The sequence below is a fragment of the Oleiphilus sp. HI0066 genome (genome assembly GCF_001635725.1).
The window spans coordinates 26938-50968 of the sequence record NZ_LWFH01001111.1 but is presented as its reverse complement, the minus strand read 5'-3'; the positions used below and the strand labels follow the sequence as shown (position 1 = coordinate 50968).

Below are 24031 nucleotides of genomic sequence, written 5' to 3'. Positions count from 1 at the left end.
AATACGTCTGGGACATATCTACGCTGAGTACACTACATGCACCACCGAGCGCAGCATGCAAACTCACTACACTTGTATAAGAAAATAAATTTAGAACCTTCTTGCCCTTTGATTCTGACTTTATCCATCGGCGTATTGCGCGATGATCAAGGAACAAACCGGTGTCCAAATAGCGCCCGATATTCACTTTGATACGCGCACCATTCTCACAAACTACAAAACCCTCTCCTTCGACATGCTCCTTCTCGTACTGCGACACGCCTTTTTTCACGCTTCGCTGCTTAACAAATATTTGATTTACTGATACTTCGCAGGTATCCGCAATGGTTTTAAGCCCCTCACTCAGACGCTCTAAGGATACTCGTTCATTGACAGATTTTGGAGGCGCGTATTCTTGAATGTATAGATAGACTTCACCTTGCTCACTTTCATAACGGTCGATTGCAAAGGCAAATTCTGGCATGTCTGCATCATAGAGGCGGTAACAGGAAATATCGTTTTTTGCAGCCCACTTAGAAAACTGTTTTTGATTTTTCTTTAAGCGATTGGCGAGCATTGCAGCACGCTCTTGATTTGCTACACGCCACAAAGAAGGGTTCTGAAGATATTCTTGTGAACTCAGCCAAGGCGTCTTAAAACGGTTGTCCGCATTAAGGTCAAACAATAGTAGAGCAACATCTAAGGCTCCATTAACAAACTTGTAGCGCTTAAAATAACGCCAACCCAAGGCTTTTTCTAATTTCTCGTTGCTTGTAAAAACACCTGCTCTCCAGCCATGAAAATATTCGTCGAATTTATCACCAAGATCGCGATATAAAGCCATTAGAGTTTCGACTTCTCCGAGCCTTTCCCCATAAGGAGGGTTTGTCAGCAACAAACCTTTCTCAACATTGGGAGGCAACTCTAAATCTGAAACAGACTTCTTCTCAACATGAATAAACTCATGCAAGCCAGCCCTTTTAATGTTTTCCCATGCAACCGAAATCACACGAGCATCTGCATCATATCCAATAATTTTATTATTAAACGCTTCTCTACCAGTTGTTGCGCGCTCATTGGCTGACGCGACCAACGCCCCCCATTTACGTGAATCATGCTTGACCCAATAATCAAAGCCCCACTCTTCACGAGATAATCCAGGGGCACAATCCATCGCCATCAAAGCAGCCTCGATACAGAATGTTCCCGAACCGCACATAGGATCCAAAAACGAAGCATTATCTGAGCAGACATCTCCCCAACCTGCTTGCATCAGTAATGCGGCCGCAACATTCTCGCGTAATGGCGCAGCGCCCTTGTCTATTCGATATCCACGCTTGTGGAGACTTTCCCCCGACAAATCCAAGCTGATGCTGAGCACACCTTTACTTAACTTAGCAGCCACCCTAATTTGAGGATTATCTTTATCGACATTTGGCCGCTCTCCAACAACATCACGAAAGTAATCAACAATAGCGTCCTTGACCTTAAGAGCGCCAAAGGCGGAATTTGTTATGTGCTTATTAGTGCCTGAGAAGTTAACAGAAAATGTATTGTCGACCCCAAAATGAGATTGCCACGGAATACGCGCAGCGTGACTATATACATCTTCTGCTTTATCGATTTTTCCGCTTGCCAGCTCAACAAACACCCTGTTCGCTATGCGAGACCAAAGCAATATTGTGTAGACCTGATCTAGCTCCGCGCTTAGCTCGACACCTGCAGAAACCGGCTTGCACGACATCAAACCTAAGGTGTTTAGCTCCTTTTCCAGAAGATACTGCATACCCCTAGGGCAAGAAACAAAGACATTCATAATACAATCCCAACACAAACAAACGTTTAAGGGTAAACCCGCAACATTTTGAAAACTTTCAAGGCAAGCTCATACAAAGGTAAAAACTGACTTATACCAACTAATAATATTTAGTTACTTTAATAGCTAAAAACATTTCTATACTTTTGAACAGATGCTTTGGTACTGTATTTAAAGCATTAAAAAGCCGTTCTTGCTAAGCGCGCTTAAAAGCGCAACGCTCAAACTTTTCTTCATGTAACTGAAGAAGTATTAAGGAGTTCTGACACAATCTAAGCTGCGACAATTTAAGCAGCGATAAAGCGAATTACAAAACACCTTGTAAGTGTATTTGAGACTTAATGTTAACGTCTCGATACGCTTATTCAGCAGATTCAAAAAGAGGTCCACTCAATGAAAAGACAGAAAAGAAACCCAATGCAACGTGCATATAATAGAGGTTATCAAGCTGGCATTTCTGGAAAATCAAAATCTCTATGTTCTGGGTATTCCGAAGACGCGCAACAAGACTGGCTTAATGGATGGCGAAACGGCCGCGAAGACAACTGGGACGGATTAACTGGCGTCTCAGGCATCCACAGACTCCCTAACGTTTAAAAATTCCGAGCTTTTAACAAGCAAGGGACTTAGTGCCCTTATAATAGCCCGCTACAGCGGGCTTTCTTTTACTTCCCAAAACGAATTGCTTCCACGGAATCCTTAACCAATTTAGGACCTTTATATATCAAACCACTGTAGATCTGCACAAGCTTCGCACCCGCTTTTATTTTTTCCAGAGCATACTCGCCTTCAGATATTCCACCCACCCCAATAATCGGCAGATCGTCGCCTAACTCCGCATAAAAAGCTTGTACTACTTCTGTTGAACGTATCCTTAATGGCGCACCACTAAGACCACCTGCTTCATTTACAAATTGACTATTAGGAACAGAAGAGCGATCGACGGTAGTGTTCCCTGCAATCACAGCATCCATTTCATTTTCACGGAGACTAGCAGCTACTAACTTAATTTCTTCGTCTGTCATATCCGGCGCCACCTTAACCGCTATGGGAACATAGCGATTTGAGGCGTTAGACAGAACAAGCTGTTCTTCTTTCAAAGATGACAACAGTTCTTTCAGTGAGTCACCAAACTGCAAAGTTCTCAATCCTGGCGTGTTCGGAGAAGAAACATTGACGGCAATATAATCCGCTGCGGTATAAGCCTTTCTCAAACCAATCAAGTAATCTTGATTGGCATCTTCAACACTTGTGTCAAAGTTCTTACCAATGTTGATCCCGATTGGACCTTTATAGTGTCGTTTCGAAACTGCGTTAAGTAAGTTCTCTACTCCTTTATTATTGAACCCCATACGGTTAATAATCGCCTGCTCATCGACCAAACGGAACATTCGCGGTTTAGGGTTTCCATCTTGAGCGCGGGGGGTAACCGTTCCAACTTCAACAAATCCAAAACCCATTGCGCCAAGCGCATCTATATGCTCACCATTTTTATCTAGACCTGCAGCTAAACCGACTCGATTTGGGAATCGAATTCCCATTACTTCGACCGGATCATCTGCAACACTAGGCATAAAAGGTTTAAAAACGCCCAAGCGATTTAGGGCACTCATCCAGTCTAGTGACAGATCATGGGCAGTTTCAGGAGGTAAACAGAATAAAGCTTTGGTAAGTAATGTATAGGACATAGGCGCTCCAGAAATAATCGCCCGAAAGTATAGCGCCTGATAAAAAAATGGCGAGAAATATCCACGTCCAAGATTAAATTTTTGACTAATTCACGCTTGACAACTCGCTCGTTTACAAAATTGAAACATTACCCACATTTGCTGTGGATAACTCTGTGCAAAAACAGCGGAATCGTCACCAAACCCCCTGTAATAATGCGAACCATATCAAATTGATCATTTTTTAACCAATTATTTTAATTGTTTAAAAACAACAACTTACGTACGATTATTTTTTAAACATAGCTTTTAACGTTAAAAGATCAAAAGCTAAACACGAAAATCATGAATGTGCATAAAATAGTCAAAAAATTGTCCGCTTTGCACAATACTAGTTATGTTTAAGCTCACTAATACGGTCTCTTAGGGCTGCCGCACGCTCAAAATCTAAGGCCTTCGCGGCGGCGTACATTTCGTCCTCTAACGCCTTAATTGACTTCAGTTTAGAGCCGGAATCAGCGCCGTAGCTCCCACTTTCTTCAGCAACTTTTCTACCGCCAACCTTAACCCGCCCAGGAATTACGACCGCGCCCTCCATGATATCTCCAACAGATTTGTTGAGCGATTTGGGCGTCAAACCATTCTCTTTGTTGTACTCTTCTTGTTTTGCTCTTCGTCGCTCGGTTTCATCCATAGCACGCTGCATTGAACCCGTCACACGATCTGCATACAAAATTGCTTTACCATTTATATTTCGCGCTGCCCGACCGATCGTTTGAATTAGCGATCTATCAGATCTTAGAAACCCCTCTTTGTCCGCATCTAAAATCGCGACAAGAGCTACTTCAGGCATATCCAAACCTTCCCGAAGCAAATTAATACCAATCAATACATCAAATACGCCCTTGCGTAAGTCTTGAATAATTTCGACTCTTTCTACGGTATCAATGTCGGAGTGTAAATATCGAACCTTAACGCCATGCTCCATTAGGTAATCCGTTAGATCTTCTGCCATCCGTTTGGTAAGCGTCGTAACAAGCACTCGATCACCTGCCTCAACAGATTTATGAATCTCCCCGAGCAAATCATCAACCTGCGTTGTAGCTGGACGAACCTCTAAAATTGGATCGAGAAGCCCTGTCGGCCGCACAACCTGTTCAACGACCTGCCCTGCATGCTCTTCTTCGTATTTCGCAGGCGTGGCCGAAACAAAAATTGTCTGTGGGCAGATTCTCTCCCATTCATCAAAGCGCATCGGTCGATTATCAAGAGCACTAGGTAAGCGAAAACCATATTCGACTAGAGTTTCTTTTCTAGATCGATCGCCTTTATACATTGCCCCAATCTGAGGGACGGTAACATGCGATTCATCGATTACCATAAGTGCGTTCGCTGGCAGGTAATCAAACAATGTTGGAGGTGGCGCTCCGGCAGGACGTCCTGACAAATACCTAGAGTAATTTTCGATCCCGTTGCAATAACCAAGTTCGTTCATCATTTCTGTATCATATCGCGTCCTCTCTTCAAGACGCTGTGCTTCAACCAACTTGTTATTATCCTTGAGTTGAACAAGCCTCCCGGACAACTCTTCTTTAATTTGGTCTACCGCATCCAAAATGGTTTGACGAGGGGTTACATAATGCGACTTCGGGTAAATTGTGATTCTAGGTACTCTACGCAATACTTCGCCGGTAAGCGGATCAAACTCAGATAACTGCTCTACCTCATCATCAAACAACTCAATACGAACTGCATCCCGCTCTGACTCGGCCGGGAATACATCAATGACATCCCCCCTGACGCGATATGTTGCGCGCTGAAGTTCCATATCGTTTCTTGTGTACTGTAATTCGGCTAGACGCTGAAGAATCTTGCGCTGATTTGTAATTTCACCACGATCTAGGTGGAGCATCATTTTCATGTAGGATTTAGGATCGCCCAGACCATAGATCGCGGATACAGTCGCTACGATTATTGTGTCTTGACGCTCCATCAACGCCTTCGTCGCGGACAATCGCATTTGCTCAATGTGCTCGTTGACTGACGCATCCTTCTCGATGAATGTATCCGATGCAGCAACATATGCTTCAGGCTGGTAATAGTCGTAATACGATACAAAGTATTCAACTGCATTGTCGGGGAAAAACTCCTTAAACTCGCCATAGAGTTGTGCTGCTAAGGTTTTATTATGCGCCATGATGATGGTTGGCCGTTGAATCTTTTCGATGACATTTGCAATGGTAAATGTCTTACCTGATCCCGTAACACCAAGTAAGGTTTGGTGCATTAATCCATCATCAATGCCATCGACTAAACCCGCGATGGCAGTTGGCTGATCCCCAGATGGAGAAAATTTGGAAGAGACTTTAAATTCCTTGGTCTTCATATTTCAGAAACAACTATGCAGTGGTAAACTTACGCCCCGCAATACTGAGTGCTATAAATAACGCTCAGATTTGGAAGCTTTATCGGTCAATTTTCGCAAATGCTAACAAAAAGTCTTCGTTAGTACGCGTATTCATTGAACGTAACAATCATAGAGTTGAGGCATACATCTTGGAACCTTCATTATCCAATCGTGTTCAAAATATAAAACCATCACCAACACTTGCTGTAACAAATAAGGCAAACGAATTACGTGCTGCCGGCAAGGACATTATTGGCTTAGGCGCTGGCGAGCCAGATTTTGATACACCTCAACATATTAAAGATGCCGCAATTAAAGCCATTGATAATGGCCAAACTCGCTATACAGCAGTAGACGGCACGCCCGAGTTAAAACAAGCAATCATCGCCAAGTTCAAAAACGATAACGGTTTATCTTACGAGCCAAATCAGATACTCGTTTCATGCGGCGGCAAACAGAGCTTTTTCAATCTCGCACTTGCGCTGTTAAATGAGGGGGACGAAGTCATTATTCCTGCGCCTTACTGGGTATCATACCCAGATATGGTGAAGGTAGCTGATGGAACACCAGTAATTATTGAATCTGGCGCTGATCAGCGCTTTAAAGTTACTGCCGAACAAGTCGCAGCAGCGATTACTCCAAAGACAAAATTGTTCGTTATTAATAGCCCTTCAAACCCAACAGGCATGGCGTATACGACTAGCGAGCTTAAAGATATTGCGGAAGTGTTGTTAGCGAATCCGCACGTAATGGTTGCGACCGACGATATGTACGAACACATCTTATGGAACAAAGAAGGCTTCCATAACATCCTAACGGTCTGCCCAGAGCTTTATGATCGTACGTTTGTACTTAATGGGGTATCAAAAGCTTACAGCATGACTGGCTGGCGTATTGGTTACGCAGCAGGACCTCAAAAAGTCATTGCAGCAATGAAGAAGATTCAATCGCAAAGCACCTCAAATCCAGCATCTATCTCACAAGCTGCCGCTACCGCTGCACTAACTGGTGATCAAGAGTGCGTAGATGCAATGGTCGTTGAATTCAAAAAGCGCCATGACTACCTTGTCGAAGCGCTGAATGACATCAATGGCGTCAATTGCCTTGCCGGTGACGGAACGTTTTATGTATTCCCTGACTTCAGCAATGCAATTGAACAGAGTTCTGCAAACTCAGATATCGGACTAGCCGAATTACTCCTTTCAGAAGCTGGTGTCGCATTAGTGCCAGGCTCTGCGTTTGGTTCGCCAGGGTGCATGAGACTCAGCTTCGCGACGAGCATGGAAGTCCTTCAAGATGCTGTTTCAAGAATCAAAAAAGTTCTTGGATAAACGCTTGACCAAGGCGCGTTAGATCATTACTATACGCGCCTCTTATGAAGTTCCCCGATAGCTCAGTTGGTAGAGCAACGGACTGTTAATCCGTGGGTCGCTGGTTCAAGCCCAGCTCGGGGAGCCAATTTCATAAGACATATTCTTAAAAGACGTCAGTGAAAGCTGTACGTCTTTTTTTATTCCTGCAATTTATGCATACAACGAATCCGTGGTAAACCCTACCGGCTTTACCTAGATCAAGCCCAGCTCGGGAAGCCAATTTCATAAGACAGATTCTTAAAAGACGTCAGTGAAAACTGTACGTCTTTTTTATGCCTGCAATTTATGCATACAACGAATCCGTGGTAAACCCTGCCGGCTTTACCTAGATCAAGCCCAGCTCGGGGGAGCCAATTTCATAAGGCATATTTCTAAAAGACGTCAGTGAAAACTGTACATCTTTTTTTATGCCTGCAATTTATGCATATAACGAATCCGTGGTAAACCCTGCCGGCTTTACCTAGATCCAGCCGAACCGAAAAGCCTATCAAAACACAAAAATCATCCCAGCAAACCCTGCAGAGTTTTATAAAAATACTATAAGTATTGATAAAAGCTTTCTGAACATCAGACAATTTGATGCTAATACTAAAAATAAAACACTTTGCTATTACTCTATCGATATTCATTAGTAGCTCGACGGTCTACGCACAGCCCGAGGTGATCAAGGTAAATATTTTGCCAACCATCGAGCAAAATCTTCCCGTTACAAGCTTTAGGTTAAGACGAGCACTTACAAGAACCGAACTGGCATTCGAGCTATAAAACCTTCCCAATAGACGCTCTTTTCAAGAACTTCTTTCAAGCTCAATAGGCTTAGAATTATTCAGAACACCAAGCGCTATAAAATACACGCACGAGATCATTAAACTTGAACCACCAATCAGCATATTTGAGTTCACTGTATTTACTACAAACAAAAGACATCAATTATGCGAAGTGAGCGAGAACAAACTTAAAGAGAAAACAGCCGCCGGAATTCATGGAGTAAAACTATACAAAACTTACTTTGAACCACTGTTTGCATCAATAAATTTAGTACCAAACACTGAATCTGTCGTTAAGTTCGTAAAACTTGGAAGGTCAGACTTTGGGATACTGCCGACACCAACATTAAAGTCTCTGAATGCTAGCCAGCGCGACAGTCTATTTCTGTGTAATCAGTTTGTGGCTGAGTTTCGCTTTCATGCCCACTTACACACGAAATATAAATGGGCTCAAAAACCGATAGAGAACTTACTTATAAGAGAATTTAAAAACTAATCTGATGCACACGGTCTAATTAACCCCAGCAGATATGGTAGACGAAAATTCTCCTTGAACATCATCAGAGTCAACCGTTGCAATCGCGAAATAATAGGTACCACTATTCAAATTATCTAGCGTGTATTGCGTTACGTTACCACCACTAATGTTAATCGTATTGGCCATACCTCCGGCACTGCTTCCATACTTAATGACATAGCCATTAATTTCATACAGTTCAAGATCACTACCATCTTCGCGTTCAACCGGAATATCCCAAGACAGAGAAATGCTGCGTGAAGAAGTATCATTTGAACCGCCATTAGACTGCTGGCCATCATTGGAATTAGCGTCGTCCGAAGAATCACCACTATTCTGGTTGTCAGCAACATATTGATCATCGGTTGAATCACTTGAATCGTCAGGCTGACTAGCATTTTCATCGTCAGCGCTTAGTACTTGGACAACAACTTCCGCAGTTGCGCTTGTAACGACACTTGATGGATTAGATACGCGTAGAGAGTAAGCTCCTGAATCATTGATACTCACTGAACCCAACACTAATGCAGAAGTTGTTGCACCTTCAATCAACTCACCATCTTTAAACCACTGATAAGACATTGGCAAACCACCAATAATATTTGCCGTCAACGATACCCGTTCACCGGCTTCAGTTACCACACCAACAGGCTGAGTCATAATCTGGACTCGCTGAACCAAAGCCCCTTGATCCATCGCACTATTCTGCACCTGAACAAGCTCAGTTACTAACTGATCATAATTCGACTCATCTTGACCTAAGTGCAAGCTAGTTACATCTGAAATAACGCCTTGTGCAGCGTAAACCAACTCATCAACAGCTACAGTGCTTGAGCCTTCTTTATCAAACAACACTAAACTGCCGCTTGCCTTCAGATTCATTTCGATCTCTTCAAGTACGTCAGTCACACCATCGTATGCCCCGCCATTAGCTAGCTCATGCATACCCGCACTAATAGAAGATAATTTAACCCGCTCCGCGCTTGCAGACGACCTTTCTTCTACTTCTGTAATATCTATAGGCTCCCGTAATAAAGCACCTTGCTCAAGATCGAACAGGCCCTCTATTTCATTCTGTGCGGCTTGAGTGGCGGCGATGGTTAGACCACTATCAGAATACTCTGCTTTTACGCGCACCATGTGGGTAAAAGGCGTAACATGAACACTGTTATCAGAAACAGACTCGAGAACAGGGCTAACGCTTGACAATACTAAGTCAGCACCTGGCGTAAAATCTTCGCCGAAATCGTACACACCGTTTTCGCTACAACCGCTCGTCGCCTCACAAGTCATTCGCGTTTGCTCATCAGCCGTCACCTCAAAAACAATCTGCTCACCTACAACACTGCGAGGAAGATTAATTGAGTAATAGCCTTCAGAATCTGTGCGCACCGGACTCCCAACTACTGAAGAGGCGACATTCTTTTGGCCATTCATTTGAATACGATATGCCGTCACCAAACCCTGCTTGATGACACCTTTGACTGCGCGACCACTTACAGACACCTCATCTGACAATGCAGCGGTTGCAACAGGCGCCGCGCTAGCGTCATCAGAGCCGGAACCGCCACCCCCGCATGCCGCGAGCCCTAAAACGCTTGCTAGGATAGAGGTTTTCAATAAGTTTTGAGTCGCTTGGTAAACCATCTTAATTCTCACCAAAATTCGTATCAGTGAGAAAAGCGTAGTCGTACCTCAGGAATTTAGACGGAATTACATCGCATATAATGCTAGCTTTGCGTCATATTTTTGACCAATTTGCGTTTTGTGAATTACTGCAAATCCAATATAAGTGCTAAGTCACGCAGAACCTGCTAACTAGTAGTTTTGTGCAACAACTTTGCAACGGGAGCAAAAGACTTTCGATGCTCTGGACAAACACCATGTTGATCAAGCGCAAGAAAATGCGCCTTTGTGGGATAGCCTTTATGCTTCGCGAATCCATACTGAGGATAGCAAGCATCCAGACGAACCATATCAGCGTCGCGCCATACCTTGGCGAGAATAGAAGCGGCGCTAATACACTTCGCCAATGCATCCCCCTTTATTAAAGGACTTGCTGAGCAATTGAGACCCTTTGGAACACGATTTCCATCGACAAGCAAATGCTCGGGACGAACGCTAAGAGAGTTAACCGCACGCTCCATCGCTAACATGGAGGCGTGGAGAATGTTTAGCTCATCGATCTCCGCTGGGCTTGCTTCAGCGATAGACCACGCAAGCGCTTTACTCTTAATTTCGTCAGCAAGTTTCGTGCGTTTTTTTTCAGACAGTTTTTTAGAGTCTGCTAAACCTTCGATTTCTTGGTCAGGATCAAGAATTACGGCTGCAGCAACCACAGAACCAACAAGCGGCCCTCGGCCAACCTCATCAACTCCAGCTAATAACTGCCCAGAATAGCCCTTAGCGTACTGAAAATCATCACGGAAGAAGCATTCCATTAACGGCGAACCAAATCCAAAACAGCTTGAGCAGCTTCGGAACTAGCGTTACGTTGCAGGCTTTCATGTAGAGAAGTGAAAGTAGCAGCGACTTCGTTCTGACCCTCATCAGAAAGGCGCTCTAAAGCAGCCTTAGATATATTAACCGGCGTTGCGTCGTCTTGTAACAACTCTGGCACTAGTAGCTTATTCGCTAATAAGTTTGGCAAAGCGACAAATGGCGTCTTAATTAACCTCTGCATCACCCAGTACGTAAGCTTGTTCAAACGATACGATACAACCATTGGCCGTTTCATCAACATACACTCAAGCGTAGCAGTTCCAGATGCTAGCAAAACCAAATTGGAAGCTGCCATCACCTCGCGTGAACGCCCAAGTACTAACGAAACGTTGAGATCCGGGAATTCTTTTAATATCTCTTCAACTTGGTCGAAACGATCTTGATTAACACAAGGAACAACAAACGTTGTCGATGGATTCTCTTTTCTGATTAATTCTGCAGCTTCAAAGAAGGAGCGAGCGATACGGCTTACCTCGCCCGAACGACTTCCCGGCAATATGGCTACCATGGAGTCCATATTTTGGAGACTTAAAGCCTTTCGTGCTGCTTCTCGATTAGGCTTAAGGGGTATCAAATCGGCGAGAGGGTGTCCGACAAACCGAACAGAAACATTGTGCGATTTATAAAACTTTGCTTCAAACGGAAATAGGGTCAACATCAAATCAACCGCGCGGGCAATCTTAACAACACGCTTCTGACGCCATGCCCATACCGACGGACTGACATAATGCGCGGTCTTGATTCCAGCTTGCCGTAACTGCAACTCTAAACCGATGTTGAAGTCAGGCGCATCGATTCCAATAAAGACATCTGGCCGATTCGCTAAAAAATGCTTTTTGAGCCCGCGCCTTATCCCGACTAACTCAAAAATACGCCCGAGAACCTCAAACAAGCCCATTACAGATAGGCGCTCCATCGGGTAAAGGGATTCAAAGCCCTCTTTTTGCATCAAAGGACCACCAATTCCCGTAAAACAAATATTTGGATCGTGCGCCTTAAGCTCTTTAACTAAACCAGAGCCCAATATATCCCCTGAAGCTTCACCGACCACAATACCGACGTGAAGGGGCTTATTTGCTGGGCCATTCGACATAAAGTTAACGCATCAATCCGCGATCAGATCGTTCGATACTTTCGATGAATGTCGCGATTATGCCGTCAATGTCCTCAAGCCGCTTCAACTCGTCTAAAGCATCAGTCAAACGAAGACCATTGCGGTACAGTGTGCGATATGCGGATTTAAGTAGCTTAAGTGATTCTGGAGAAAAGCCTCTGCGTTTTAAACCTTCAGAATTAAGCCCATGAGCCGAAGCAGATTGGCCACTTGCCATCACAAAGGCGGGAATATCGCGCAACACAATACTGCCGCCAGCACTCATAGCATGCGCCCCCACCTTACAAAATTGATGAACCATGGTGCCACCACCAAGTATTACGTGATCATCAACATGAACGTGACCCGCCATGGTTGCAGTATTTGCAAATATGCAGTGACTGCCGATACGACAATCGTGTGCTACATGCACGTAAGCCATAAACAAATTGCCGTTACCAATGGTAGTCACCCCTTCATCCTGAATCGTTCCACGATGAATGGTGCAGCCTTCACGAACTATGTTGTCGCTACCCATTACCAGACGGGTTTTTTCACCCGCAAACTTCTTGTCTTGGCACTCTTCCCCAACGCTCGCGAATTGGTAAATTTTATTTCCTGACCCGATTACCGTCGGGCCATTAATTACGACATGCGAACGAATATCGCAGTTGTCTCCAATTTCTACATCCGGGCCGATAACCGAGTAGGCACCGATCGAAACATTCGCGCCGATTTTGGCGCTAGGATCGATGATCGCAGTAGAATGAATTGTCATTAACGTTCTCTCTCAGCGGTCATAATTTCCGCAACACAAACCATCTCGCCATCTACAAGAGCGCGGCAGTCAAACTTCCAAATATTGTGCTTAGCCGACAATATGTCTGACTCAAGCACTAACTGATCTCCAGGCACTACAGGACGTTTAAAACGAACTTTATTAACGCCCGCAAAGTAATGCACTAAATTCTCATTAGGCTTTTTATCTGTTGTCACGAAACCCAAAATGCCAGATATCTGAGCAAGCGCCTCTAAAATGTATACTCCCGGCAGAATTGGCATCCCAGGAAAATGCCCCTGAAAGAACCCTTCGTTAATAGATACATTTTTATATCCTGTAATTCGCTCACCACCAACAACAGAGGTAACTCGATCAACAAATAAAAAGGGCGGTCGATGGGGTAGATATTCATGAATTTCACCGATATCCATCGTGCGCACAGTATTTTCCGCCGTCATATTAATTCCCTTATTCTGGATTGATCGAGTCTAGTCGTTTTTCAACAGCCTTCAAACGAGACTCTGTACTATCTAAGCGTCGCAGTCGTGCAATGCTGCGCTTCCAATCTTTGTTACTCTGAACACCTGTGCCGGAGGAATATGCGCCAGGTTCGGTCAAGCTCTTTATGACCATGGTCATTGCAGTAACATGCACACCATCAGTAATCGTCAAATGCCCAGCAATACCACTTGCGCCGCCGACGATACAATTCTTACCTATCGTTGTTGACCCTGCGACAGCGGAACATGCTGCAATCGCGGTGTTTTCGCCAATCACAACATTGTGAGCAATCTGTATTTGGTTATCTAAAATAACGCCATTGCTAATAACAGTATTATCGAGCGCGCCACGATCGATCGTAGTATTCGCACCAATTTCAACATCATCGCCGATAACTACGCCACCCAACTGACTAATACGTTGCCAACCACTACCTGTCGGCGCAAATCCAAAGCCTTCAGATCCTATCACCGCCCCTGCTTGAACAGTACAACGCTCTCCAATCGTCACCCCATGATAAACAACAACGTTACTATAGAGACGAGAATTGGAACCAAGCTCAGAATTCGCACCGATTGACACGTTATCACCGACATATACGCCATCACCGATCACGACATCATCTGCGATGACAACGCCATGTCCAATATATACATTACTCCCAATACTCGCTGATTCCGCAATAACGGAGCGATCAGAAATGTCGGGCGTAAAATTAGCGACGGAATCCCACTCGACACTTAGTTTGGCGTATGCGAGGTATGGATTCTCATGAACGAGAGCATTTCCCTCGAAACCTTCTGCGAGTTTAGGCGATAAAATGACAGCGCCTGCTGAGGTCGTCGCCAAATGCTTTACATAGGCAGGATTTGCAATGAAGCTCAACTTAGCCTGATCCGCATCCTGAATAGTCGCTAAGCCATTAATGGCTAATGACTCGTCACCTTGAACAGAGCCACCAACTTTTTCAGCAAGCTGGATAAGAGTAAAAGTCTTTTGAAGCATATATAATCGTCAGAACTCTATTTTAATGCATCAAGCATATCGATGATTTTTTGTGTGTAATCAAGTTTTGGATCGGCATACAAAGCCGCTTCTCTTGGCATAATGACATCCAGCTTTTCCTGAGCAACCAAGTCTGCAATCACCATATCCAAATTCGGGCGTGACAGTTCTAAAAATTCCTGACGCTTCTCCGCCAAAGCCTTATCAAGCTTCGTTTTCAAGTAACGAAACTCTTGCGCTTTTTCCTCTAAATCCGCGGAAAGTTTTGCTCGTTCGCTATCACTCATAATTGCCGCATCGTTTTGCAAACGCAGTTCAAGTTTGCGCGCAGCCTCACTTACAGCGCGGACCTCAAGGTCTTGTTCCTTAAACTCAGCGACCATTTTATCCGAGAAGCTTTGTGCCGCCTTTGACGAAAATAAAGCTGCTCGCATATCGATCAAACCAAGGCGAGTCTCAGCTGCAACTGAGAAACTAAGCATCGCAAGCATTACCACAGCACTAACTGATCTAATTAATTTCATGAGATAAAATCCTCGTTTTTATTAAAATGGTTGTCCAAGAGAAAACTGGAAAAACTGCTTTTCGTCTTCAGGCGTCGCATTCATGGCCTTGCCAAAGCTAAATCCAAGTGGACCGATAAATGTATTCCACTGCAAAGCTAAGCCAGTTGACCATCTAATTTCTTCAAACGCAAAGTCATAACCTCGTGCGGTATCAAATACATTACCCGTATCAACAAAGTATGCCATTCTCATGGAGCTTTGATCTTTGATAAAAGGCAATGGAAATATTAGTTCAAAACTATTTTCAACTAGCAAATCACCGCCAAATGGATCAGCTGTCGCAAACTGGAACTGCTCAGTTGTCTTGGGACCAAGAGAGTTGTTTTCATACCCTCTTACCGAGTTGATACCACCGGCATAATAATGCTCATAAAATGGCATTTGATCTGTGTCACCATACGCCCCGCCATAAGCAAGCTCGTTCCGCATACGGAAAACAAAGTCGTGTTGACTGCTTAGCGGAACGTAAAAATTAGAGTTATAGCGAACCTTGTAAAATGAAAGATCGCTTCCCGGCACAGTAATCGAAGCGCTTAAACCTTGGCGCCAACCAGCGGTTGGGAACATGCCTCGATTCAACGTACTACGCGACCAACCACCATCAAGCTCATAATTGTTGAATGAATCGCCATACTTTTGAATGAAGCGATCAATTTCTAAGGCGGGTAAATCTCCAACAGATAAGCTCGTATGGTTGTACCCCACTCCAAAGCTTAAACGAGATACCGGGTCTATTGGATAACCGAAAGTGACTGACGCCCCTGTGCTATCAAGAACATAATCAGAACGATTCGATTCATCAAAATCAGTCTCTCTTGCGAAGATACTAAACCCTCGACTAACCCCATCCACCGTGTAATAAGGATTCAAATAACTAAAATTAGCGGATTTGACAGACTCACTAGTATTTACACCGAAGGAAACGCGCTTACCGGTACCAAAGAAGTTATTTTCAGAGACACTTAAACCCAAAGTGATACCACTACCCTGGCTAAAGCCTAAGCTAGCAGAAAGATTGCCGGAGCTTTGTTCTTCGACAGAGTAATTTACGTCGATCTGATCATTTACACCTGGAACCGCAGGCGTATCGACCGTGACGTTAGCGAAATATCCTAGACGAGAAAGTTTTGTCTTAGATGCTTCAATTAGATCAGTCGATGCCGAAGCACCCTCAATTTGAACCATTTCTTGACGGAGAACCTCATCTTTAGTGGTTGTATTTCCGCGGAAATTAATTCGACGAACGTAGTTTCGCTTTCCTGGGTCAACATAAAAAACAATGCTCGCGCTATTATCGTCATGAGGCTCAGGAATTGGATTAACACTCGCATAGGTATATCCCTCGCCACCGAGTGCGCGAGAAATATTGTCTGCAGAGAGCGTTAATTTCTGACGTGAGAATGTATCCCCCTCTTTGACGAGTACGAGCTTTTCTAGTTCTTCTTTTTCTAAAATTAGCTCGCCCTTGAGCTGAAAGTCTCGCACCGTAAATAACGGACCTTCAGTGACGTTAATAGTAATAAAGACGTCCTTGCTGTCCTGCGAAATAGACACTTGCGTAGAGTCGATCGTGAATTTGATATAGCCACTATCAAGATAATACGAACGAATCCGTTCGATATCACCACTCAATTTTTCACGACTATATTTGTCATCACTCGTTACGAACGACCAAAAGGTAGGTGTTTTGAGTTCCATCAAATCGATAAGAGACTCATCAGAGAAAGCATCATTACCAACGATGTTGATATGAAGAATCGAAGACACTTCACCTTCTTCAATATTGATATTGATATTAACGCGATTCTGCTCAAGAACCTCGACTTCTGCGTCAACTGAAGCACTATAGCGCCCTTGAGTGACGTAAGAACGCAGGATTTCGAGTTCCAAACGTTCCAAGGTGACGCGCTTAAAAACCTGACCCTCGGACATCCCAGCTTGCTTCAAGCCTTCCAACAGGTCCTCGGCTGCAATATCTTTGTTACCCTCAATTTCAATCTTAGCTATAGAAGGACGCTCAACGAGAGAAACAATCAGATCTCGATCATCTACAAGCAATTTTATATCTGTAAACAAGCCCGTCTGAAATAGCGATCTACTCGCCTCAGACAACTTCATCGTATCAACTTCTTCCCCAACGGCTATTGGAAAACTCGAGAATACCGTACCAGCCGAAACACGCTGCAACCCTTCAACTTGAATATCTTCGACTTGAAAGCTTTTCGCATTTACAGAGAAAGCAAGCACCATCCCTATCGCTAACGCAAAAAAGGCGGGGTACCAAGAAATACTATTCATTCATTACTCACACACAAAACTACCGAAGAGGCAGCATTAAAGACGCATAATATCGTTATAAAAAGCGACTGCCATTAACATAAACACAAAAGACATGCCGAGTTTTAGCGCCATCAACTGACTCTTTTCGGAAAGCGGCTTACGACGCACAGCCTCAACTAAATAAAACAGAATATGGCCGCCATCCAACATTGGAATCGGCAACAAATTCAGAACACCAAGGCTAACGCTCAAAAGCGCCAGGAACCTCAAGAACTCTTCTAGACCAGTACTAATAGACTGATTTGCGACGCGCGCAATCGTAATAGGGCCACTTAAGTTATCCAGCGAAACTAAGCCAACGACCATTTTTTTCACAGCACCAAAAGTCATCGCAATATCTGACCAAGTCTGTGATGCAGCTGCGCCAACTGAATCAAGCGGGCTATAACTTACTTGAACAATCAACTCTTCTGGGTATTTATAAGGCTCGACACCGACACCTATCTTTCCTACAAGGCGTCCTTGTGATTCGACACCTTCAGGCACAACTTTAAGCGCCACTAAACCCGGAGATTGAGATCGCTCAACTTCAACAATCAACTGCTGACCAGCACTGTTCTGAACAATCTCTACAAATTGATACCAATCATCAATTTCGACTCCGTCAGCAACCCGGACAATATCACCCGATAACATTCCAGACTGATCGGCCGCGCCGCCTTCTATAATAGTGTCCAGTACAGGCTCAATTCTTGGCTTAAAGGGTTCTAAACCGAAACTACGTAATAAGTCAGGTTCTTTCTCGCCAGCTACCCACTTATCTAGCTCAACATCAAACTGCTTACTGACGCCATCAACCTGAGCAGTTAACGATACTGTGTCCGTATCACCAATATAATTCACCAAACCCATAACGAGATCACGCCAACCATGAACGGGCTCATCGTCAATTTGAGTAATAATAGAACCAACAGGAACTTGAGCTTCGTAAGCTGGACTTCCATCGATGACAGCACCAACCTTTGGCTGTATTGCGCTAAAGCCCAATACAAACATTAACCAGTAAGCTAATACCGCAAATATAAAGTTTGCTAACGGGCCAGCGAACGCAATTGCTATACGTTGCGAAACAGGTTTTGAAGAAAAAGCCTGAACTTTGAGCTCACTTGGTACATGACCTTCTCGTTCATCAAGCATGCGAACGTATCCGCCTAACGGAATCGCGGCAACTACATACTCTGTTCCCAACTTGTCATGCCAACTAAAAATCGGCTTACCAAAACCTACGGAAAATCGTAGGACCTTAACACCACATCGTCTTGCCACCCAAAAATGACCGTACTCATGGACGGTCACCAAAATACCGAGGGTAATAATTAACGAAATGACTGACTCTAAGAATTCCATGGCAACTGTTAAACTAACGCTTGTGTTTCGATGAAAGATTCAGCAAGAGAACGAGCATCTTTATCTGCTGAGAAAATATCAGTAATCGTACCGACCTCAGTCTTTGGTGCACGACTCATTGCATTGGCGATAATATCAGGAATATCGACAAACCTGACCTTACCTTTAAGAAATGCATCAACTGCGACTTCGTTCGCAGCATTTAAATAAGCAGAGGCATATCCACCGGCGTCAAACGCTTCGCGAGCCAGATTCAAACATGGGAACAAATCGCTATTTGGCTTTTCAAAATGCAGCGTTGCAATTTCAGTTAAGTCTAAAGGCTTAACACCGCACTCAATTCTATGAGGCCAACTCAAACCATACGAGATAGGCGTACGCATATCCGGCTCTCCCATTTGCGCCAATACAGAACCATCTCCATAACGAACCATAGAGTGAACAATGCTTTGAGGATGCACAACAACCTCAATATCGGCACTTGAAACATCAAACAACCAACAAGCTTCAATCAACTCTAAACCTTTGTTCATAAGGCTTGCTGAATCGACTGATATTTTTCTACCCATTGACCAATTGGGATGAGTGCACGCTTGCTCTGGCGTTACCAACTCAAGCTGATGCCGATTGAAAGAACGGAACGGACCACCGGAAGCGGTCAATAATATTTGGGTTACTTCCGAACCAGGCTTATTCCCACACGCGTAGTTGTGCGGTAAGCACTGAAAAATCGCGTTATGCTCGCTATCGATAGGCAACAGGACACCATTGGACTCACGCACTGCATTCATGAGCAGCGATCCCGCCAACACGAGAGACTCTTTATTCGCTAAAAGAAGTTTTTTTCCTGACTGGGCCGCAGCAAAACTCGAAGATAAACCAGCCGCACCAACGATTGCAGCCATAACAATATCTACTTCATTATGGCTAGCGATAAATGTTAACGCGTCCGCCCCAAACAAAAGTTCCGTGTCGGTACTCGCATTTTTAAACGCCTCAACCGCATCAGCACGCACCTGCTCAGATGAAATAACGGCATACTTGGGCTTGTGAACCAAACACAGCTTTAGTAGCGCCCGCCAATCAGAATGTGCGCTTAGAGCAAATATTGAAAACTTCTCAGGGTGCTGCGCGCAAACATCTAACGTACTTAAACCAATAGAACCTGTCGCACCTAATACACAGACAGCTTCAGAACTCACTGACCACCCCAAGAGATCCAAGCAAAGCTATAAAGAAGTGCAGTTAGTACTGGAATACTAGCTGTAAGGCTATCGATACGATCAAGCACACCACCATGCCCAGGTAAAAGATTACTACTGTCTTTAATACACGCCTCACGCTTGAACATGCTCTCGGTCAAATCACCGAAAATCGAAATAATTGCGACCAACAAAGTAATAATGACAAGCTGAATTGTCATTGACGCACTTAAACCAAGATACGCTGAAGACGCTAACGCCAATAAAACCGTACAAGCCAATCCGCCCCATGCTCCCGCCCAGCTTTTACCAGGAGAAACTGCAGGCGCTAGCTTTGCCTTGCCAAACGCTCTCCCGGCAAAGTACGCGCCGGTATCCGCAGCCCATGTGAGCAATAATGCGTAGAGCAGAATGATATGTACTTCAATATCTAGACCAATACTCATCTCTGCTTCGCGGAGGGCGAGCATCGTTTTCCAGAACGGAATAAGGACAAATAGACCAATAAACAACTTAACTGAGCGTTGCTTCCAAAATCGACCTGTATCTGGGTAGCGAAGCACCAAAACGATCGCGACAAGCCACCACAATAATCCGGCGTATAAAATTGGGGTTGCAGGCAAATAACGCGCAAATATCAGCCAAATAGCAATATAAACAGCATACGCAACACGCAGTGATTGAGCTTCATAACCAGCAATACGTGCCCATTCCCACGCGGCCACAGCAACAATACCACCCACAAACCAGTAAAAACCCTGTACGTCCGTACCAAACACACCCGCCAATGCAAGCGGCGCCAAGATCAATGCAGTAATTATTCGATGCTTAAGCAAACCAAAACCCCTTGTATTTACGCTTAGCTCTTAACGGCTAAGTTCTTCATCTTCTGGCCAATTAACATTATTTAGATCTTCAGCTGACGGCGCATCAGCAAGCTCTCCGGACACTTGTTCGTCAGTCTGTCCGAAACGTCGTTTTCGCAGTGAATAAGCTTTTATTGCCTCTAGTATTTCAGCTTCTCTAAAGTCAGGCCAATAAAGATCTGAGAAATAATATTCCGCATAAGCAAGCTGCCAAAGCATAAAGTTACTAATACGATATTCACCAGCGGTACGAATCATCAAATCCGGCATTGGCAAATCACCAATACTTAAATTTTTCTGGATTAAATCCTCAGTAATATCGGATGGATTTAGCGCTCCGTTAGCAACGTCTTGGGCGAGATGACGAACCGTATTCGCAATATCCCATTGACCACCATAGTTTGCGGCAACCACCAAGGTCATCCCAGTATTGTCAGCAGTTAACGACTCAGCACTTTCCATATGCTTTTGAAGCGACTCGCTAAACTTGGAGCGATCACCAATAATTCTTAAACGAATATTATTCTTGTGAAGCTTCTTAACCTCGCGCTGTAGCGCAAACAAAAACAGCTTCATTAGCGCACCAACTTCAATTGCTGGGCGACGCCAGTTCTCGCTACTAAATGCAAACAAGGTAAGAACTTCTATCCCTTCTTTAGCACAAGCACCTACTACTGAGCGCACGGCCTCTACCCCAGCCTTATGACCGGAAACGCCAATTTGCTTTCGCGCTTTTGCCCAACGATTATTGCCATCCATAATGATCGCAATATGCTTTGGTTTAGAATCTGCGCAATACGGTATCTTTGAACTCATTATTATCTTTAAACACTAATAGGGCCGCATAAAGCAGCCCTTAGTTATCTATTGGGAAGCTTAAACTTCCATCAAATCAGATTCTTTATCTTGTAGCATTTTCTCAACATCAGCTACGTACTTATCCGTTAGCTTTTGCATTTGATCTTCGCCACGCTTTTGGTCGTCTTCAGTAATCTCTTTTTCCTTGACCAAATCTTTAAGCATCGAATTACCATCGCGACGCGCGTTACGAATAGAGACTCGAGCACTCTCGGCGTCTGATTTAGCAAGCTTAACCATATCGCGGCGTGTTTCTTCGGTTAGCGCAGGCATCGGTACACGCACTAAATCGCCAGATGTTGAAGGATTCAAACCTAAATTCGCAGCCATAATCGCTTTCTCAATCGCGGGAACCAAGGGCTTTTCCCAAGCCGAAATAGCAAGTGTACGACCATCTTCAACACTAATATTCGCAACCTGCTTAAGTGGCGTATCTGCGCCATAGTAAGAGACCATGACGCCATCTAAAATACTTGGGTGCGCACGACCAGTTCGAATTTTTGCAAACGCAACAGAAAGTGCTTCCAAGCTTTTTTTCATTCTGTCTTCAGCATCTTGCTTAATATCTTCAATCACTGCGAATTCCTCTTAAAATCTACTAGTTAACTATTCTTGTTCAGATACTGGAGCTTGGGCCGGCTCAATCAAAGTACCCTCAGGTTCGCCAACCATAATAGAAGTTAACGCTCCTGGTTTATTCATATTAAAAACACGTACAGGCATTTCATGGTCGCGACACAAGCAAATGGCAGTCAAATCCATCACACCAAGCTTACGGTCGAGAACCTCATCGTAAGTAAGGCGATCAAACTTCTTCGCTTTTTTGACTTTCATAGGATCGGCATCATACACGCCGTCAACTTTTGTGGCCTTTAAAACAACATCAGACTCTACCTCTATTCCGCGCAAGCAAGCCGCAGAATCTGTCGTAAAAAATGGATTACCTGTACCTGCACTAAAAATAACAACATCGCCGTCTTTCAACCAACGCATCGCGGTCCTACGATCATAGTGCTCGACAACACCACTCATTGGTATTGCAGACATAACACGCGTGGAAATATTAGACCGCTCTAAAGCATCGCGCATTGCAAGTGCGTTCATTACAGTTGCAAGCATTCCCATATGATCACCCGTTACACGATCCATGCCCGCAGCGCTTAACGCAGCACCTCGGAACAAGTTACCGCCGCCGATTACCATACCTACCTGCACGCCAATACCGATTAGTTGACCAACTTCCAGCGCCATACGATCCAGTACCTTTGGGTCGATACCGAAGTTCTCATCACCCATGAGGGCTTCGCCACTTAATTTAAGTAGCACTCGCTTATATTTTGGCTGCAAGTTTGTTGGCATATGTCGTGTCCTGAAAAGCGTATTTGAGCGTAGCGTCACCTTAGTTTTTCTGACGCCATATAAAACAATGCCGCACCTTAAAGCTTAAGGTACGGCACCGGCGCGAATTGTAGCAAGAAGCAGAGTTTGCCGCTACGACAAAAACACTTCTTTAGATCGCATATTAGATATGGAGATTAAGCATCGCCAGCCAACTGAGCAGCAACTTCAGCTGCAAAGTCAGTCTCTTCAACCTCAATACCTTCACCCACTTCAAGGCGAACGAAAGATACGATCTCAGCACCACCTTCTTTCGCTAACTGGCCAACAGTAAGCTCTGGATTTTTAACGAAAGGCTGCTCTGTCATAGAGTTCTCTTTAAGGAACTTCTTGATACGACCACCCATCATTTTCTCAACGATCTCTGCAGGCTTACCTTCCATGTCAGGTTGCGCCTTAATGATTTCTTTCTCTTTCTCTAACTCTTCTTCAGCCATATCTTCTGGGCGAAGAACACGAGGGTTTACCGCAGTTGCGTGCATAGCGATATCTTTAGCTAACTCAGCAGAACCACCAGATAGCACAACAATTGCACCAATACGGTTGTTTGAGTGAACGTATGAACCAACAACTGCACCCTCAAGAGCTACAGCGCGACGAGGAGAGATATTCTCACCAACTTTTTGAACAAGCGCTTCACGCTCAGCATCTAACAAACCAGCAACATCAGTTGAACCGCTAGCAAACGCCTCTTCTGCAACCTTATTAGCAAACGCCAAAAAGTCTTCGTTCTTCGCAGCAAAATCTGTTTCTGAGTTAACTTCTACCAACATTGCTTTTGACGCGTCGTCAGCAACTTTAACAACAACAACACCTTCTGCAGCAGTACGACCAGCTTTCTTAGCTGCTTTCATACCGCTCTTCTTACGCAATTCTTCAATTGCCTTATCTACATCACCGTCCGTCTCAGCGAGTGCTTTTTTACACTCAAGCATACCAAGACCAGTACGCTCACGAAGCTCTTTTACCATTGAGGCACTAATTGCAGCCATGATATTTCCTCATCTATATCGCCTGTAATAGGCATTTAGGTTTGTTAGCGTCGT

General features: G+C 44.3%; 20 protein-coding genes and 1 tRNA gene. 3 read left to right on the top strand and 18 right to left on the bottom strand.

Annotated features, from left to right (window positions below):
* Window positions 1-1795: bifunctional 23S rRNA (guanine(2069)-N(7))-methyltransferase RlmK/23S rRNA (guanine(2445)-N(2))-methyltransferase RlmL (rlmKL, locus tag A3738_RS14585; protein WP_156504266.1), on the bottom strand; the 1795-nt coding region annotated here is incomplete at its 3' end.
* Window positions 1796-2188: 393 nt separating this feature from the next.
* Between rlmKL and rmf the strand changes: the two genes are divergently transcribed.
* The gene (rmf, locus tag A3738_RS29400; protein ID WP_068501493.1) at window positions 2189-2392 is read left to right on the top strand and encodes a ribosome modulation factor; all 204 of its coding nucleotides are present in this window, start codon (window positions 2189-2191) and stop codon (window positions 2390-2392) included.
* A gap of 68 nt (window positions 2393-2460) precedes the next feature.
* Here the strand turns inward: rmf and A3738_RS14580 are convergent, their stop codons facing one another.
* Complete coding sequence (locus tag A3738_RS14580; protein WP_068475846.1) at window positions 2461-3483, bottom strand: quinone-dependent dihydroorotate dehydrogenase; 1023 nt, start codon at window positions 3481-3483, stop codon at window positions 2461-2463.
* A 370-nt stretch (window positions 3484-3853) separates the two neighbouring features.
* Complete coding sequence (uvrB, locus tag A3738_RS14575; protein WP_068478393.1) at window positions 3854-5848, bottom strand: excinuclease ABC subunit UvrB; 1995 nt, start codon at window positions 5846-5848, stop codon at window positions 3854-3856.
* Window positions 5849-6015: 167 nt separating this feature from the next.
* Here uvrB and A3738_RS14570 point away from each other — a divergent pair, with 167 nt between their 5' ends.
* Together A3738_RS14570 and A3738_RS14565 are read left to right on the top strand one after the other, a co-directional pair.
* A complete protein-coding gene (locus A3738_RS14570; protein WP_304440106.1) occupies window positions 6016-7200 on the top strand; it encodes a pyridoxal phosphate-dependent aminotransferase in 1185 nt (394 codons plus the stop codon).
* Between the two features lie 51 nt (window positions 7201-7251).
* Window positions 7252-7327 (top strand) — tRNA-Asn (locus A3738_RS14565).
* A gap of 1193 nt (window positions 7328-8520) precedes the next feature.
* Here the strand turns inward: A3738_RS14565 and A3738_RS14555 are convergent.
* The 15 genes from A3738_RS14555 to tsf form a co-directional block, all read right to left on the bottom strand.
* The gene (locus A3738_RS14555) at window positions 8521-10173 is read right to left on the bottom strand and encodes an Ig and FN3 domain-containing protein (RefSeq protein ID WP_068478398.1); all 1653 of its coding nucleotides are present in this window, start codon (window positions 10171-10173) and stop codon (window positions 8521-8523) included.
* A gap of 167 nt (window positions 10174-10340) precedes the next feature.
* Window positions 10341-10967 (bottom strand): ribonuclease HII, encoded by a 627-nt coding sequence (gene rnhB, locus A3738_RS14550; RefSeq protein ID WP_068478400.1) that lies wholly within the window; start codon window positions 10965-10967, stop codon window positions 10341-10343.
* Window positions 10967-12121, bottom strand: a complete 1155-nt coding sequence (gene lpxB / locus A3738_RS14545; protein WP_068478402.1) for a lipid-A-disaccharide synthase — start codon at window positions 12119-12121, stop codon at window positions 10967-10969. The genes rnhB and lpxB overlap by 1 nt, the downstream gene beginning before the upstream one ends.
* 4 nt (window positions 12122-12125) lie before the next feature.
* Window positions 12126-12899 (bottom strand): acyl-ACP--UDP-N-acetylglucosamine O-acyltransferase, encoded by a 774-nt coding sequence (lpxA, locus tag A3738_RS14540; RefSeq protein WP_068478405.1) that lies wholly within the window; start codon window positions 12897-12899, stop codon window positions 12126-12128.
* Window positions 12899-13333, bottom strand: coding sequence for a 3-hydroxyacyl-ACP dehydratase FabZ (fabZ, locus tag A3738_RS14535; RefSeq protein ID WP_068478631.1), 435 nt, complete (start codon window positions 13331-13333; stop codon window positions 12899-12901). The genes lpxA and fabZ overlap by 1 nt, the downstream gene beginning before the upstream one ends.
* 37 nt (window positions 13334-13370) lie before the next feature.
* On the bottom strand, window positions 13371-14408 hold the full coding sequence (lpxD, locus tag A3738_RS14530) for a UDP-3-O-(3-hydroxymyristoyl)glucosamine N-acyltransferase (RefSeq protein WP_068478407.1): 1038 nt from the start codon (window positions 14406-14408) through the stop codon (window positions 13371-13373).
* Window positions 14409-14425: 17 nt separating this feature from the next.
* On the bottom strand, window positions 14426-14932 hold the full coding sequence (locus A3738_RS14525) for an OmpH family outer membrane protein (RefSeq protein ID WP_068478409.1): 507 nt from the start codon (window positions 14930-14932) through the stop codon (window positions 14426-14428).
* Between the two features lie 21 nt (window positions 14933-14953).
* Entirely contained in the window at window positions 14954-17272 is a 2319-nt protein-coding gene (bamA, locus tag A3738_RS14520; protein WP_068478411.1) for an outer membrane protein assembly factor BamA, read from the bottom strand.
* Between the two features lie 36 nt (window positions 17273-17308).
* Complete coding sequence (gene rseP, locus A3738_RS14515; RefSeq protein ID WP_068478413.1) at window positions 17309-18661, bottom strand: RIP metalloprotease RseP; 1353 nt, start codon at window positions 18659-18661, stop codon at window positions 17309-17311.
* Window positions 18662-18669: 8 nt separating this feature from the next.
* Window positions 18670-19863, bottom strand: coding sequence for a 1-deoxy-D-xylulose-5-phosphate reductoisomerase (gene ispC / locus A3738_RS14510; protein WP_068478415.1), 1194 nt, complete (start codon window positions 19861-19863; stop codon window positions 18670-18672).
* Complete coding sequence (locus A3738_RS14505; RefSeq protein WP_068478417.1) at window positions 19860-20699, bottom strand: phosphatidate cytidylyltransferase; 840 nt, start codon at window positions 20697-20699, stop codon at window positions 19860-19862. Before A3738_RS14505 ends, ispC begins: the two co-directional genes overlap by 4 nt.
* 30 nt (window positions 20700-20729) lie before the next feature.
* On the bottom strand, window positions 20730-21545 hold the full coding sequence (locus tag A3738_RS14500; RefSeq protein ID WP_082868941.1) for an isoprenyl transferase: 816 nt from the start codon (window positions 21543-21545) through the stop codon (window positions 20730-20732).
* A 60-nt stretch (window positions 21546-21605) separates the two neighbouring features.
* Window positions 21606-22163, bottom strand: coding sequence for a ribosome recycling factor (frr, locus tag A3738_RS14495; protein WP_068478419.1), 558 nt, complete (start codon window positions 22161-22163; stop codon window positions 21606-21608).
* A gap of 30 nt (window positions 22164-22193) precedes the next feature.
* Window positions 22194-22946 (bottom strand): UMP kinase, encoded by a 753-nt coding sequence (gene pyrH / locus A3738_RS14490; protein WP_068478421.1) that lies wholly within the window; start codon window positions 22944-22946, stop codon window positions 22194-22196.
* Between the two features lie 176 nt (window positions 22947-23122).
* Window positions 23123-23977 (bottom strand): translation elongation factor Ts, encoded by an 855-nt coding sequence (gene tsf, locus A3738_RS14485; RefSeq protein WP_068478422.1) that lies wholly within the window; start codon window positions 23975-23977, stop codon window positions 23123-23125.
* Window positions 23978-24031 lie beyond the last annotated feature (54 nt).

Excerpts from the sequence above, each read along its gene's own strand:
- rmf (WP_068501493.1), top strand. The coding sequence starts at position 2,189 with ATGAAAAGACAGAAAAGAAACCCAATGCAACGTGCATATAATAGAGGT.
- A3738_RS14580 (WP_068475846.1), bottom strand. The coding sequence starts at position 3,483 with ATGTCCTATACATTACTTACCAAAGCTTTATTCTGTTTACCTCCTGAA.
- uvrB (WP_068478393.1), bottom strand. The coding sequence starts at position 5,848 with ATGAAGACCAAGGAATTTAAAGTCTCTTCCAAATTTTCTCCATCTGGG.
- A3738_RS14555 (WP_068478398.1), bottom strand. The coding sequence starts at position 10,173 with ATGGTTTACCAAGCGACTCAAAACTTATTGAAAACCTCTATCCTAGCA.
- rnhB (WP_068478400.1), bottom strand. The coding sequence starts at position 10,967 with ATGGAATGCTTCTTCCGTGATGATTTTCAGTACGCTAAGGGCTATTCT.
- lpxB (WP_068478402.1), bottom strand. The coding sequence starts at position 12,121 with ATGTCGAATGGCCCAGCAAATAAGCCCCTTCACGTCGGTATTGTGGTC.
- lpxA (WP_068478405.1), bottom strand. The coding sequence starts at position 12,899 with ATGACAATTCATTCTACTGCGATCATCGATCCTAGCGCCAAAATCGGC.
- fabZ (WP_068478631.1), bottom strand. The coding sequence starts at position 13,333 with ATGGATATCGGTGAAATTCATGAATATCTACCCCATCGACCGCCCTTT.
- lpxD (WP_068478407.1), bottom strand. The coding sequence starts at position 14,408 with ATGCTTCAAAAGACTTTTACTCTTATCCAGCTTGCTGAAAAAGTTGGT.
- A3738_RS14525 (WP_068478409.1), bottom strand. The coding sequence starts at position 14,932 with ATGAAATTAATTAGATCAGTTAGTGCTGTGGTAATGCTTGCGATGCTT.
- bamA (WP_068478411.1), bottom strand. The coding sequence starts at position 17,272 with ATGAATAGTATTTCTTGGTACCCCGCCTTTTTTGCGTTAGCGATAGGG.
- rseP (WP_068478413.1), bottom strand. The coding sequence starts at position 18,661 with ATGGAATTCTTAGAGTCAGTCATTTCGTTAATTATTACCCTCGGTATT.
- A3738_RS14500 (WP_082868941.1), bottom strand. The coding sequence starts at position 21,545 with ATGAGTTCAAAGATACCGTATTGCGCAGATTCTAAACCAAAGCATATT.
- pyrH (WP_068478421.1), bottom strand. The coding sequence starts at position 22,946 with ATGCCAACAAACTTGCAGCCAAAATATAAGCGAGTGCTACTTAAATTA.
- tsf (WP_068478422.1), bottom strand. The coding sequence starts at position 23,977 with ATGGCTGCAATTAGTGCCTCAATGGTAAAAGAGCTTCGTGAGCGTACT.